The 14,092-nt window shown below is 72.6% G+C and carries 10 protein-coding genes; 6 read left to right on the top strand and 4 right to left on the bottom strand.

Features of this window, described 5'->3' with window-relative positions; translation table 11 throughout:
• Positions 1 to 104 precede the first annotated feature (104 nt).
• From OHA34_RS29430 to rfbD, 3 genes are read left to right on the top strand one after another with little or no spacing between them, the layout of a single operon-like run.
• A complete protein-coding gene (locus OHA34_RS29430) occupies positions 105 to 1,172 on the top strand; it encodes a glucose-1-phosphate thymidylyltransferase (RefSeq protein ID WP_285938136.1) in 1,068 nt (355 codons plus the stop codon).
• Positions 1,169 to 2,152, top strand: a complete 984-nt coding sequence (rfbB, locus tag OHA34_RS29435; protein WP_329519539.1) for a dTDP-glucose 4,6-dehydratase — start codon at positions 1,169 to 1,171, stop codon at positions 2,150 to 2,152. Before OHA34_RS29430 ends, rfbB begins: the two co-directional genes overlap by 4 nt.
• The gene (gene rfbD, locus OHA34_RS29440; protein WP_285938133.1) at positions 2,149 to 3,000 is read left to right on the top strand and encodes a dTDP-4-dehydrorhamnose reductase; all 852 of its coding nucleotides are present in this window, start codon (positions 2,149 to 2,151) and stop codon (positions 2,998 to 3,000) included. Before rfbB ends, rfbD begins: the two co-directional genes overlap by 4 nt.
• Before the next feature lie 37 nt (positions 3,001 to 3,037).
• Here rfbD and rfbC read toward each other — a convergent pair whose 3' ends face one another.
• Positions 3,038 to 3,631: a dTDP-4-dehydrorhamnose 3,5-epimerase gene (rfbC, locus tag OHA34_RS29445; RefSeq protein WP_285938131.1), complete on the bottom strand. Its 594-nt coding sequence runs from the start codon at positions 3,629 to 3,631 to the stop codon at positions 3,038 to 3,040.
• A 44-nt stretch (positions 3,632 to 3,675) separates the two neighbouring features.
• Between rfbC and OHA34_RS29450 the strand changes: the two genes are divergently transcribed.
• Positions 3,676 to 4,863 carry a hypothetical protein gene (locus OHA34_RS29450; RefSeq protein WP_285938130.1) on the top strand — a complete coding sequence of 396 codons (1,188 nt, stop codon included), beginning with the start codon at positions 3,676 to 3,678 and terminating at the stop codon, positions 4,861 to 4,863.
• Between the two features lie 42 nt (positions 4,864 to 4,905).
• Here the strand turns inward: OHA34_RS29450 and OHA34_RS29455 are convergent, their stop codons facing one another.
• Genes OHA34_RS29455 through OHA34_RS29465 form a run of 3 tightly spaced genes read right to left on the bottom strand, consistent with a single transcriptional unit; the run spans position 4,906 to position 8,729 of the window.
• Positions 4,906 to 6,273: an O-antigen ligase family protein gene (locus OHA34_RS29455; protein ID WP_285938129.1), complete on the bottom strand. Its 1,368-nt coding sequence runs from the start codon at positions 6,271 to 6,273 to the stop codon at positions 4,906 to 4,908.
• Position 6,274: 1 nt separating this feature from the next.
• Complete coding sequence (locus OHA34_RS29460; RefSeq protein WP_329519540.1) at positions 6,275 to 8,128, bottom strand: right-handed parallel beta-helix repeat-containing protein; 1,854 nt, start codon at positions 8,126 to 8,128, stop codon at positions 6,275 to 6,277.
• Positions 8,129 to 8,141: 13 nt separating this feature from the next.
• Entirely contained in the window at positions 8,142 to 8,729 is a 588-nt protein-coding gene (locus OHA34_RS29465; RefSeq protein WP_329519541.1) for a hypothetical protein, read from the bottom strand.
• A 237-nt stretch (positions 8,730 to 8,966) separates the two neighbouring features.
• On the opposite strand from OHA34_RS29465, the gene OHA34_RS29470 reads away from it, so the two are divergent.
• Positions 8,967 to 12,176 (top strand): LamG-like jellyroll fold domain-containing protein, encoded by a 3,210-nt coding sequence (locus tag OHA34_RS29470; protein WP_329519542.1) that lies wholly within the window; start codon positions 8,967 to 8,969, stop codon positions 12,174 to 12,176.
• A 216-nt stretch (positions 12,177 to 12,392) separates the two neighbouring features.
• Positions 12,393 to 14,021: a hypothetical protein gene (locus OHA34_RS29475; protein ID WP_285938123.1), complete on the top strand. Its 1,629-nt coding sequence runs from the start codon at positions 12,393 to 12,395 to the stop codon at positions 14,019 to 14,021.
• Positions 14,022 to 14,092 lie beyond the last annotated feature (71 nt).

The raw sequence follows: 14,092 nt of genomic DNA on the forward strand, positions 1-14,092 counted from the left end.
CATCGGAGGCCGGCTGCCGGTAATGTCAGAGTCCAGCCGGCACCGCACCCTGGAGCCCCCTTGAGCATGCTCGTCCCCCCGGGCCCGTTCCCCCGGACCGGCCCGTGAAGGCGCTGGTCCTGGCGGGCGGCGCCGGGTCCAGGCTGCGGCCGATCACGCACACCTCCGCCAAGCAGCTCGTCCCGGTCGCCAACAAGCCGGTGCTGTTCTACGGGCTGGAGGCGATCCGCGACGCGGGCGTCCGCGAGGTCGGCATCGTCGTGGGCGACACCGCCGCCGAGATCGAGCAGGCGGTCGGCGACGGCTCGGCGTTCGGCCTCCAGGTCACCTACCTGCCGCAGGACGCGCCGCGCGGGCTCGCGCACGCCGTGCTGATCGCCCGCGAGTACCTCGGCGACGACGACTTCGTCATGTACCTGGGCGACAACTTCGTGGTCGGCGGCATCGACGGGCTGGTCGACCGGTTCCGCGCCGAGCGTCCGCAGGCGCAGATCATGCTGACCCGGGTGTCGGACCCGAGCGCGTTCGGGGTGGCCGAGCTCGACTCCGAGGGCCGGGTGGTCGGCCTGGAGGAGAAGCCCGAGCATCCCAAGAGCGACCTGGCGCTGGTCGGCGTCTACCTGTTCAGCTCCGCCGTGCACGAGGCGGTCGCGCGGCTGAAGCCGTCCTGGCGGGGCGAACTGGAGATCACCGACGCGATCCAGTGGCTGCTCGACCACGGGCACCGGGTCGAGTCCACGGTGATCTCCGGCTACTGGAAGGACACCGGCAACGTCACCGACATGCTGGAGGTCAACCGGCTGGTGCTGGAGAGCGTCGAGCCGTCGGTGCGCGGCGAGGTCGACGCGGCCAGCGAGCTGATCGGCCGGGTGGTGGTGGAGGCGGGCGCCACCGTCACCGGGTCGCGGATCGTCGGCCCGGTCATCGTCGGCGCCGGATCCCGCGTCCGTGACTCCTACCTCGGCCCGTTCACCTCCATCGACCGCGACTGCGCGGTCGTCGACAGCGAGATCGAGTACTCCATCGTGCTGCGCGGCGCCTCGATCGTCGGCGTCGGCCGGATCGAGTGCTCGCTGATCGGCCGCGAGGCCGAGGTCACACCCGCCCCGCGCGTCCCGAAGGCGCACCGGCTCGTCCTGGGAGATCACAGCAAAGTGCAGATCGGCACATGACCCGCATCCTGGTCACCGGCGGCGCCGGTTTCATCGGCTCGCACTACGTCCGAGAGCTGCTCACCGGCGGCTACCCGGCCTGGGCGGACGCCGAGGTCACCGTCCTCGACCGGCTCACCTACGCCGGCAACCTCGCCAACCTGGCACCGGTCGAGGGCCGGTACGCCTTCGAGCACGGCGACATCTGCGACGCCGGGCTGCTCGCCCGGGTCGTCCCGGGCCACGACGTGGTGCTCAACTTCGCGGCCGAGTCGCACGTCGACCGGTCCATCGCCAGCGCGGGCGAGTTCGTCCGCACCAACGTGCTCGGCGTGCAGACCCTCATGCAGGCGTGCCTCGACGCGGGCGTCCCGCGGGTGGTGCAGGTGTCGACCGACGAGGTGTACGGCAGCGTCGAGACCGGCTCGTGGGACGAGGACGCGCCGCTCGCGCCCAACTCGCCGTACTCGGCGGCCAAGGCGGGCGGCGACATGATCGCGCTGGCCTACTTCCGCACCCACGGCCTGCCGGTCAGCCTCACCCGCTGCGGCAACAACTACGGGTCGTACCAGTACCCCGAGAAGGTCATCCCGCTGTTCGCCACCAACCTGATGGACGGCGGCTCGGTCCCCCTCTACGGCGACGGCGGCAACGTCCGCGACTGGATCCACGCGGCCGACCACTGCCGCGGCATCCAGCTGGTCGCCGAGCGGGGTGCGCCGGGCGAGGTCTACCACATCGCCGGCACCGCCGAGCTGACCAACCTGGAGCTCACCGGGCGGCTGCTGGACGCCCTCGGCCTCGGCTGGGACCGGGTGGAGCGCGTCGCCGACCGCAAGGGCCACGACCGGCGCTACTCGCTGTCGGACGCCAAGCTGCGCGCCCTCGGCTACGCGCCGATGGTCCCGTTCGACGAGGGGCTGGCCGGCACCGTCCGCTGGTACGAGGCCAACCGCGACTGGTGGGAGCCGCTCAAGAACAGCGCCGGACGGGACCGGTGACGGCGGGCTGGCTGGTCACCGGCGGCGGCGGGATGCTCGGCACCGACCTGGTCGCCCGGCTGCGCGCCGCCGGCCACGAGGTCGCCGCCCCCGCCCGCGACGTCCTCGACCTGCGCGATCCGGAGTCCGTCCGCGCCGCACTGGACCGGCACCGGCCGGCGACCGTGGTCAACTGCGCCGCCTGGACCGCCGTCGACGACGCCGAGACCGACGAGGACGCCGCGCTCGCCGTCAACGGCACCGCGGTGCGGCACCTCGCCGCGGCCTGCGCCGGCACCGGCGCCACGCTGGTGCAGATCTCGACCGACTACGTCTTCGACGGGACCGGGTCCGGGCCGTACGCCGAGGACGCGCCCACCCGTCCGGCGAACGCCTACGGCCGCACCAAGCTCGCGGGCGAGCGCGCCGTGCTCGCCGCCGGCACCGGCTACGTGGTGCGCACCGCCTGGCTGTACGGGGCGCACGGCCCCAACTTCGTCCGGACGATGGCGGGCCTGGCCGCGACCCGGGAGACCGTCGACGTCGTCGCCGACCAGCGGGGGCAGCCCACCTGGACCGGCGACCTCGCCGACCAGGTCATCGCGCTGGCCGGTTCCGCCGCGCCGCCCGGCGTCTACCACGGCACCAGCGGGGGCGGCACGACCTGGCACGGCCTGGCCCGCGAGGTCTTCACCCTGCTCGGCCTCGATCCCGGCCGGGTGCGCCCGACGACGAGCGACCGGTTCCCGCGGCCCGCGCCGCGCCCGTCCAACAGCGTGCTCGGCCACGGCCGCTGGCCCGCCGCCGGGCTGCCGCCGATCCGCGACTGGCGCGAGGCGCTCCACGCCGCCTGGCCGGAGTTGCGCTGACGGGCGCTCCGGCAACTCCTGGTAAAGAGCGGCGTCTCTAGGCGCCGAGTACGGCGTAATAGTCGAGGCACTGCCGGTAATCGGGGAGCAGGCCGGAGTCGCGCGCCTCGGCGAACGAGGGGGCGGCGGCGTCCTTGGCCGACAGGGCCGGCTCGATCCCGGCCGGCCACTCGATGCCGAGCTCGGGGTCGAGGGGGTGCACGCCGTGCTCACGTTCGGGGCTGTAGGACTCCGAGCAGAGGTAGACCACCGTGGCGTCATCGGTCAGCGCCATGAACGCGTGGCCGAGACCCTCGGCGATGTAGAGGCAGCGGTGCTCCTCGTCGTCGAGCCGCGCCGCCTCCCACGTGCCGAACGTCGGCGACCCGACGCGCAGATCGACGACCACGTCGAGGATCGCCCCCCGGACGCAGGTGATGTACTTGGCCTGCCCGGGCGGGACGTCGGCGAAATGGACGCCGCGCAGGGCACCGCGGGCCGAGATCGAGCAGTTGGCCTGTGCGAGGTGCAGGGGATGCCCGGTCTGCTTCTGGAGCAGGTCGCTCCGGAACCACTCGTGGAACGAGCCCCGGCCGTCGCCGTGCACACGGGGGGAGAACGAGAAAGCGCCTTTGATGCCGAGTGGATCCACATGCGCAAGAATGCCACACGGTTCCCCGCAGATATGGACGTCACATGAGAGCTGAGAGTGGAAGCGCCCACCCGAGGGCTTTCCTCCGGGCCGCGGGCCGCGTCGGCGCGGCGTCCCTGGCCGTGACGGCGACGGCGGCGACGACGGTGACCGCCGCTGCGGTGGCCGGGACCGCCGAGGTCGCCGAGGTCGCCGGCACCACCGGGGTCACCGGCGTCGTGGAGGCCGCCGGGATCGCCGGGATCGCCGCGGTCGCGGACGCCGCCGGAGACCCGGTCGCGCGCCCGGCGCCGACGGTGTCGCCCGCGCCGACGACCGCGTTCCGGCCGTCCGACGCGAGGCTGGCGAGTCCCGCCGGGCTGGTGGCCGGGGTGGCGCATCCGGACGTGTGGTGGACGCTCGGCGCCGGCGGCGGCAAGGCCCGGCTGTTCGCCCTCGGCGCCGACGGCCGGACCCGCGCGGTGTACACGCTGTCCGGGGTGACCGGCCGCGCGCCCGACGCGCTCACCATCGTCAAGGGCGCCTCGGGCGGCGCCGGCCTGTTCCTCGGCGACCTGAGCAGGGGCCGCAAGGGGAGCCTCACCCTGTACCGCGTCGCCGAGCCCGCCACACTCGCGGACGGGACGCTGCCCGCCAAGCCGTACAAGGTCGGCTACCCCGACGGGGGCCACGACGCCGCGACCCTGCTCGCCGAGCCGCGCGAGGGCCGGATGTACATCATCACCGAGGCCGCGTCCGCGGCGGCCGTCTACGCGCTGCCCGGCGCGCTCGGGCCGCAGGTGAACGGGCTGACGCGGCTGCGCACGCTGCCGTTCGGGGTGCGCGGCGGCGGGTTCGCGCCGGACGGCCGGGTCGTGCTGCGGACCACCGCTGACGTGCGGGTGCTCGCCGGGATCCGCGACAAGATCACGCAGGTGATCCGCACCGCCGCGCAGACCGGGACGGAGGTGTTCGGCGTCGCCGCCGACGGGCGCCGGGCGCTGATGGCCGACCGGGGGTCCCGGCCGGTGTTCCGCGCCGTGCCGCTGCCCGCGCCGGCGAAACGGGCCGCGTCCCGCGCGGGCGGGGCCGACGCGCCGCCCGCGGGCCAGGAGGAGAAGGCCCCGGTGTCGTTCCCGGCGAAGTCGGGGCCGCCCGGCGGGCTGCTCGGCACCGGCGCGCTGGTCGGGCTGGGCCTGCTAGGCGTGCTGGGTGCCGTGTTCTACCTGGTGGGACGGCGGCGCAGCGGCTGACGGCCCGCCGGGAAGCGCCGGGTGGCCGGATCCGGCGTGCCGCTACTCGGCATATCCCGAATCGGCGTACCCGGCGTCGGTGTACTCCGGATCGGCGGGGCTCGCCGTCACGGTCGGGCCCGCCGCCGCGAGCGGACCGGCGTGCTCGGCCGCGTCATCGGGCGGGTCGCCGCCCTGGCGGCGCAGCGTCTCGGTCCACGCGATCAGCAGCAGTAGCCAGATGCCCGAGACGTTGGCGGGGGCGGCCAGTCCCTCGGTGGTCATGCTGTCGGCCAGGAAGAAGCCGAGGATGCCGAGCAGCATGCCCGCGTCCGACCGGAGGGTGCGGTGCCGGGCCAGCATGAGCAGCACGAACCCGAGCGTCAGCAGCAGCCCGGCGAAGATCGCGGCGCCGACCGCGCCGTTGTCGACCAGCGCGTTGATGAAGGCGTTGTGCCCGCCGCCGAGGCCGATGTCGTCGAGGAACAGCCCGCGCGAGGCGCCGAGCCCGCGGCCGAAGACCGGGGACTCGGCGTAGGCCTTCATCGCCAGCGCCCACAGGTCGGTCCGCGAGTTGAGCGAGGCCAGCTTCTCGGTCGTCTCGCCGCGCGCCACGAACGCGAGGATCGTGTCGGAGAAGGCCAGCACGCCGAGCGCGGCCACCGCGGCGCCCAGCACCAGCACGTCGACCCGGCCCCGGGGGCCGCGCGCGGTGAACAGCAGCACCACGAGCCCGGCCGCGCAGCCGAGCGCAGCCCCGCGGGTGCCGGTCATCACCAGCGCGCCCACCAGCACGGCCATGGCGCCGGCGTAGAAGGCCGGATGCCAGAGCCGCTCCTGGGGGGCGTTCCAGCGGATCAGGTAGCCGACCGTGAGCAGGACCGCGATGCCCAGGTAGACCCCGGCGATCACCGGATGGACGAACAGCCAGTTGAACCGGTCCTCGGTGTGCTTGGTGCGCGGGAACGGGTGCGCGACGCCGATCGCGACCGAGACCAGCACGATCGCGATGAAGGTGTGCGCGAGCCGGCGCAGGTCGGCGCGGGTGGCGCGGGTCGCGAGGGTGTGCGCCACCAGCATCGTGATCAGCAGTTGCCCGCCGCGGACCACGCCGAGCGACTTGAACGGCGACCACAGCGAGGACATCGCCACGAACCCGGCGAACGCCCACCCGGCGAACAGCAGTCCGGTGGTGCGGCGGGTCGGTAGACGCAGCCCGAACCGGTAGACCAGGAACAGCGCCGCCAGCCCGTAGATCCCGATCTCCAGCAGCACCGTCAGGTCGGCGCTGCCGCCGACTGCCTGGTCGATGTCGCGGCTGCGGAGCTTGTAGTCGCTGGCCAGCATGATGGCCAGCGGCAGCACGAGCGTCCATCGTCCGGCCGAGGGCGCGGGCGGTCTGCGGCGCGGGAGCAGGCTGGTGACGGGCACGTCAGGACTCGCTGATCCAGGCGCCCATGTGCCGGGTGCCGGCGGGCCGGTCGAGCAGCCCGGCGATCGCGCCCGGGAGCGGCCGGGCCGCCGAGCCGTCGGCCTCGGAACGCAGGGCAGGTTTGAGCGCGCCGTCCGGTCCGGTGCCGTGCTCGGTGCGGTGCGTCCGGCCCTGCGCCTCCTGGCCGGTGGCGGAGCGGAAGTCTCCGAGGTCCGGGAACGTGCCGGACGCGCCGCCGTCCTTGGGCCAGAGCACCAGCCCGCGCGGCGAGACCGAGCCCGGTCGCACGTACAGGTTGCCGTTGAGGGTCAGGCCCATCTGCGCGCCGCTGCGCTGGTGGGAGTGGTCCTCCACGCACAGCAGGCAGTCGACGGAGCCGACCCCGGTCGCGGGCCCGTCGAAGGCGTTGTTGCTCATCGTGATCTTGCCGGTGAGCCAGGTCATCTCCGGATCGGGCTGCTTCTGCCGGGGGTCGCGGCCGGGCGTGCCGGGGACGCCGGGACGGCGCTTGTCCTGCACCAGGTGCACGCCGCGCGCGTTGCGGGCGAAGGTGTTGTTCCAGATCTGCACGTCGGAGGTGTTGTTGACCTTGAGGCCGGTGCCGCCGTTGTCGCGGACGACGTTGCCCGCGACCACGGCCTTGGCGCTCAGCTCCAGCGCGATGCCGTGGTCGGCGTTGCGCGCGACGCGGTTGCCGGTCAGCGTGATGTCGTAGACCGACTCGTCGAGCCAGAGGCCCTTGCCGAAGTTGTCGGCGGTGAGGCTGCCGGTGACCGTCACGCCGCGGGACCGGGTGACCTTGATGCCGCCGGAGACCGGGGAGTACTTGAAGTGCTCCACGTTGTTGTGGGTGCTGCGCACGCCCTTCAGCCGCAGGTCGTCGGCGTAGTTGGCGTGCACGCCGAGCATTCCGCTACCGGTGGTGGTGACCTGCTGGACCCGGGCGCTCCCGGCCAGGACGCTGAGGCCGGTGGTGGCCGAGTCGGTGACCGCGATGTTCTCGACGGTCACGTTGGGCGCGACCACCTTGACGCTGCCCATCTGGGGGAGCGCGGTCGCGTAGCGGCGCACGCCGATCCCGCGCAGCACCGTGCCGGCGCCGCGGATGGTGATCGCCTCGTCGAGGGTGCTGGCCCGCACGTCGTGGCCGCGCGGGTCGGCCCCCATGACGAGCCGCCGGGCGCCCTCGTCGACGTAGAAGGTGCCGCCCTTGACCTCGCCGCGCGAGCCGACCTGCCGCTGCGCGCGGCCGTCGATCCAGACCTGGTCGGGGTGCGCGGCCATCGGGTGCTGGGGCGAGACGAACTGGAAGTCGTCGTCGCCGCTCGCCGCGGCGCCCGCCGTGTAGGTGGGGCTGGCGTCGAACCTGGCCGTCCAGCCGTCCCTGACCCACGCGCCGCCGCGCGGCGTCCACGCCTCGACGGGGGAGCTGCCGTCGAACCAGACGGCCTCGCGCGGGTGGGACTGGATGGTCAGCTGCTTGCCCGCCGGGACGGTCACCGACTCGTGGTAGACGCCGCCGCGCACCACGATGGTGTCCTTCGTGCGGGCCTTCGCGATCGCCTTGGCCACCGTGCGCAGCGGCTTGCCGGCGCTGCCCGCGGCCGAGTCGCTGCCCGACGGCGACACCACCAGCGCCCCGTCGGGCACCTTGTAGTCGGTGCTGCCGACGGCCGCCGCGCCGGACGGTCCGGCCGGAGGGGCGGCCGAGACGGAATGGATCGCGCGCGGAAGCTGCCAGCCGAGCACCCCCACCCCGATGACCACGGGCAGGGCGAGCACCTTGACGATCAGCGCTCGCTGCGAGCCGCGCGACCTGGCCGCCACCTGACCCCCTGGGCTGGGTTCCATCATGAAGCTACCCTTTTCAGTGCTTGAGCGAGCCCGCGAAGACGGCCGTCTTGTGAGTGGCGTCGAAGCTGACGCCGAGCACCACCGACTTGTAGCCCGTCGCGGGCAGGTCGAACGCATACGACGCGGTCCGGTTCTTGCCCGGTGCGACCGTGCCGTAGAAGTCGTTGAGGTTGGCGTAGGAGGTGGGGGTCGCCTGCTCCTGCCGGGGCCCGTACTTGGCGAGCACCTTGACCTTGTTGAGGTCGAGCGCCTTGCCGGATCCGTTGGTGAAGCGCAGTGTGAAGATGGTGAGCTGCTTGCCGGTCATCTCGCCCGGCCCCTGGGCCTTGTTCTTCACATAGCGGACGTCGCTGACCGCGACGGTGACCTTGTCGTCGTAGGTCACCGGCTTGCGCAGGCCCGTCGTCGACTTCAGCGTCAGCGACCCGGGAGCGGCGGTGGCGTCCTTCGGGGCCTGCTCGCTCGGCGGCGGGGGCGGCGGCCCGGGCTTGTCGGCGGCCTTGTCCTTCCCGCCCGAGCAGCCCGTCAGCGCCAGCGCCAGCGCCAGCACCGCGCCTGTCGCGGCCAGATGCTTGGGCGGACGCGATCCCGGGTGGGACATGCGGTCTCTCCTCGATCTTCGATGCGGGATTGGGGATGTGTCCAGGAACGGCCGTGGCGGAGGAGGCCGGAAGACCTGGAGTTAGCGACAGGTTACTCTTTCATTACTTCTGTGACCGTGGGGTCTCGGGAGCTTTTGGGGCAGGGGAACCATCTCGTGAGATCTCAGTCGCTGCCGGGCCTTCCACCCCGGAGAGCGCGCCGCGCCCGCCGCGCGGGAAGAGCGGCCGTCGCCGTCGTGACCGTCCTTTCGACCGCGCTGCTCGGTGCCGTGGCCCTGCCCTCCGGGGCGGCGATGGCCGACACCGCTCCACCTGCCGCGCCACCGGCCACGGTGACCGCCGACCCGTTGCCGACGTGGCAAGTCAACGGTGTCGTGTGGAGCATGGTCACCGTTGGCGACACGGTATACGCGACCGGTAACTTTACCAAGGCGCGCCCGCCCGGCACGGCAGAAGGCGATGAGAAGGAGGTCGCGCGGGGCAACATCCTGGCGTTCGACCTCGCGACCGGCGACCTGGTCACCTCGTTCGACCACTCGCTGAACGGGCAGGGGCTGCGCATCGTGGCGTCCCCGGACGGCAAGCGCGTGTACGTCGGCGGCGAGTTCACCACCGTCGACGGCCAGGCCCGCTCGCGGATCGCGGCCTTCGACACCGCCACCGGAGCACTCGACACCGCGTTCGCGCCGACGGTCTCCGCCAAGGTGCGCGGCATCGCCGCCTCCAACACGACGGTCTACCTCGGCGGCAACTTCTTCAACGTCAACGGCAAGTCGCGGAGCCGGCTCGCCGCGGTGAAGGCGTCCGACGGCGCCAACATCGACACCTGGAAGCCGACCGCAGACGACGACGAGGTGATGGCGCTGGCGCTCGCGCCCGGCGGCGACCGCGTCCTGGTCGGCGGCAAGTTCCAGATGCTGAACGGCGCTGCGAAGGTCGGCGTCGGGGCGATCGACGCCACCAGTGGCGCCAGCGCCCCATGGAGCAGCCGCCCGATCCCCACCAAGACCGGTACCAACGCGCTGTCCTGGGTGACCGACCTGTACGTGTCAGGCGACACCGTCTACGGCGCCGCCAACGGCGAGGGCTACCACTGGTACGACGGACGGTTCGCGGCCAAGGCCGCTACCGGCGACCTCGTGTGGCTCGACAACTGCTACGGCGCGACGTACGGAATCTTCGCGCAGGGCCAGTCGGTCTACAGCGTCTCGCACGCGCACGATTGCGCCTCCCTCGGCGCGTTCCCCGAGACCACCCCGCAGACCTGGCACCGGGCGCTCGCCGAGACGGCCTACCCCACCGGCACCGACCAGGCCGCGCCCGGCGCTAACAGCAACTACAACAAGCAGCCGATCCCGAGCCTGTTGCAGTGGTTCCCGACCCTGGCGATGGGCGCGTTCACCGGGCAGTACCAGGCCGCTTGGTCGGTCACCGGCAACTCCGACTTCATCGCGCTCGGCGGCGAGTTCCCGCGCGTGAACGGCAAGGCCCAGCAGGGGCTGGTGCGGTTCGCGCTCAAGGACAAGGCGCCCAACAAGACCGGCCCGCAGGCCGACGAGGTGGGCACGCCCACCGCGCAGAGCGTCCCCGGCGGGGCCCGCGTGTCCTGGAAGACCACCTGGGACATGGACGACGCCACGCTCAAGTACGAGGTGCTGCGCGACAACGGCACCACCCCGGTCGGGACGGTCCAGAAGGCCAGCACCTTCTGGGACAAGCCGACCGTCGCGTTCACCGACTCCGGCGCCCCGGCGGGGACCTCGCACACCTACAAGATCCGGGTCTCGGACGCGGCCGGCAACGCCGTGACCAGCCCGGCGTCCAACGCGGTCACGCCCGGCGCGGGCGGCGGCGCGGCCGGGCCGTACTCGGCCGAGGTGAACGGCGACGGCGCCCAGGCGTACTGGCGGCTCGGCGCGGGCGGCGACCGCACCGTGTACGACATCGCGGGCGCCAACGACCTCACCCTCGCCGCCGGCGCCACGCGCGGGCAGACCGGCGCCATCGCGGGCGACGACGACAAGGCGGTGCAGTTCAACGGCACCTCCACCGGCACCTCCGGCAGCGGCGCCGCGCCCACCCCGGGCGGCTTCAGCGTCGAGGCGTGGGTGAAGACCACGTCCACGACCGGCGGGAAGATCATCGGGTACGGCAACAAGGCCGCCGGCGCGAGCAGCAGCTTCGACCGGCACCTGTACCTGAGCAACGACGGCCGCGTCCTGTTCGGCGTCTACCCGGGCTCGGTCAAGACGGTGCAGAGCGCGGCGGGCTTCAACGACGGCAAGTGGCACCACGTCGCCGGCACGCTCGACGGGCAGGCCGGGATGAAGCTGTACGTCGACGGCGCGCAGGTCGCGGCCGACGCCGACGTCACCAGCGCCCAGGCGTACGCCGGGTTCTGGCGGGTCGGCGGCGACGGGCTCGGCGGCTGGACGTCCGCGCCCACCAGCGGCTACCTGAACGGCGCCATCGACGAGGCGGCGGTCTACCCGCAGGCGCTGACCGCCGCGCAGGTCGCCAAGCACCATGGGCTCGGCGCGGGCACGGTCACGCCCAACAAGCCGCCGGTGGCCGCGTTCACCGCCGCGTGCGAGCAGCTCGTCTGCGCCTTCGACGGCTCCGGCTCGGCCGACCCGGACGGGACGATCGCGAGCTACGCCTGGGACTTCGGCGACGGCCAGACCGGTACCGGCGCCAAGCCGTCGCACACCTACGCGGCGGCCGGCGACCACACCGTCAAGCTCAAGGTCACCGACGCCGACGGCGCGACCGACGAGGTCACCCACACCGTCACGGCGCGATCGCGGACGCTCGCGGCCGACGCGTTCGGCCGCACGGTCGCGTCCGGCTTCGGCACCGCCGACACCGGCGGCGCCTGGACGGGCGTCGGCGCGGCGGGCGGGCTGTCGGTCGCGGACGGCACCGGCCAGATCACGATGGCCGACCCGAAGGCGTCGGCGGGCGCGTACCTCAACGACGTGTCCACCGAGTCGAGCGACCTGACCCTCAAGGTCGCCACCGACAAGGACGGCACCGGCAACGGGGTCTACTTCTGGGCGGTGGGACGCCGGGTGAACGGCGCGGGCGAGTACCGGGCCCGCATCAGGTTCCGCCCGTCCGGCGTCGTCTCGCTCCAGCTCAGCCGGACCGACACGGCGCAGGCCGAGACCGCCATCGGCGCCGAGCAGACCGTCGCGGGCCTGACCTACGCGCCGGGCCGGGCGCTGCGGATGCGGCTCCAGGTCACCGGCGGCTCGCCGACCACGCTGAAGGCCAAGGTGTGGGCCGACGGCGCCGCCGAGCCCGACTGGCAGGTCACCCAGACCGACGCCACCGCCGGCCTCCAGGCCGCCGGCTCGGTCGGGGTGCGGACCTACCTGGCCGGGAATGCCACCAACGCGCCGGCCACGGTGTTCGTGGACGACCTCGCGGCGGTCACCGAATAGGGCCCGTACGGCACACGACTCCTGAAGGCGCCCCGGGGTTTACCTCCCGGGGCGTTTTCTTTTCTTTACCCGCCAGGACGCCCTGACCTAGGGGGACGATTAGATGCGCATCACAATTTCATAAGTTGTGGGCGAGTCGGATCGGGCCAAGCATTACGATCTCCAGACCGTGTGGCCGTAGGGGCCGCACGGGGTTATGGGCAGGGGAACCGACTCGTGAAAGCTGCAACGCGTCAGCGCCGGATCGGAGTACTGGCGTCCGCCACACTTCTCGGCGCTGCCCTCATCCCGGCCGCGAGCGCGACGGCCGACACCGCCCCGGGGAAGGGGCTCCCGGCGACCGTGACCGCCGAGCCGCTGCCGACCTGGCAGGTCAACGGCGTGGTGTGGAGCATGGTCACCGTCGGCAACACCGTCTACGCGACCGGCAACTTCACCAAGGCGCGCCCGCCGGGCACCGCCGAGGGCAACGCGAAGGAGGTCGCGCGGCGCAACATTCTGGCGTTCGACCTCACCACCGGCAACCTGATCACCTCGTTCAACCACTCGCTGAACGGGCAGGGGCTGCGCATCGTGGCGTCCCCGGACGGCAAGCGCGTGTACGTCGGCGGCGAGTTCACCACCGTCGACGGCCAGGCCCGCTCGCGGATCGCGGCCTTCGACACCGCCACCGGCAAGCTCGTCGCCGGGTTCGCGCCGAAGGTGTCCAACAAGGTGCGCGGCATCGCCGCCTCCAACAGCACCGTCTACATCGGCGGCAACTTCTTCAACGTCAACGGCAAGTCGCGGACGAGGCTCGCCGCGGTGAAGGCGTCCAACGGCGCCAACATCGACACCTGGAAGCCGACCGCCGACGACGACGAGGTGATGGCGCTCGCGCTCGCGGGCAGCCGCGTCATCGTGGGCGGCAAGTTCCAGAAGCTGAACGGCACCAACAAGGTCGGCATCGGCGCGGTCAACACCGCCGACGGGTCGCTGGGCAAGTGGACCAGCCGCCCGATCCCGACCAAGCTCGGCAAGAAGTTCTCCTATGTCACCGACCTGTTCGTCTCCGGTGACACGGTGTTCGGCTCCGCCAACGGCGAGGGCATGCACTGGTACGACGGACGGTTCGCCGCCAAGACGGCCGGCGGCGCGCTGATGTGGCTCGACAACTGCTACGGCGCCACGTACGGCGTCTTCGCGACCGGGCAGACGGTCTACAGCGTCTCGCACGCGCACAACTGCGAGTCGCTGGGCGCGTTCCCGGACACGACACCGGAGACCAACCACCGCACGCTCGCCGAGACGCGCGCCGCGACCGGCACCGACAAGGCGCCTCCGGGCACCAACAGCAACTACAGCAAGCAGCCCGTCCCGACCCTGCTGCACTGGTTCCCGACCCTGGCGATGGGGTCGTTCACCAAGCAGTACCAGGCCGCGTGGGCCATCACCGGCAACGCCAACTACCTTGCGCTCGGCGGCGAGTTCCCGCGCGTGAACGGCAAGAGCCAGCAGGGCCTGGTCCGGTTCGGTATCAAGGCCAAGGCGCCCAACAAGTCCGGCCCGGTCAAGGCCGACCTGGCGGTGCCCAAGGCGAGCACCGTGGCGCTGACCAAGAAGATCAAGGTGTCCTGGAAGTCCACCTGGGACATGGACAACCGCACCCTGAAGTACGAGGTGCTGCGCGACAAGGGCACCACGGCGATCGGCACGCTGTCGCAGAGCTCCGCGTTCTGGACCCGGCCGGAGCTCAGCTTCACCGACGCGAACCCGCCCGCGGGCAAGCACACCTACAGGATCCGGGTGACCGACCCGCTGGGCAACTCCGTCACCAGCGACGCCAGCGGTTCCGCGGGCAAGTGATCCGGAAGTACTGACCAGGGTCCCCCCTGACCCGTTCGCGCCCCGGTGGAGGACCACCGGGGCGCGAGCTC

Source organism: Spirillospora sp. NBC_01491 (assembly GCF_036227065.1).
Lineage (GTDB): Bacteria > Actinomycetota > Actinomycetes > Streptosporangiales > Streptosporangiaceae > Spirillospora > Spirillospora xylanilytica.

Excerpts from the sequence above, each read along its gene's own strand:
- rfbB (WP_329519539.1), top strand. The coding sequence starts at position 1,169 with ATGACCCGCATCCTGGTCACCGGCGGCGCCGGTTTCATCGGCTCGCAC.
- OHA34_RS29450 (WP_285938130.1), top strand. The coding sequence starts at position 3,676 with ATGAGAGCTGAGAGTGGAAGCGCCCACCCGAGGGCTTTCCTCCGGGCC.
- OHA34_RS29460 (WP_329519540.1), bottom strand. The coding sequence starts at position 8,128 with ATGATGGAACCCAGCCCAGGGGGTCAGGTGGCGGCCAGGTCGCGCGGC.
- OHA34_RS29465 (WP_329519541.1), bottom strand. The coding sequence starts at position 8,729 with ATGTCCCACCCGGGATCGCGTCCGCCCAAGCATCTGGCCGCGACAGGC.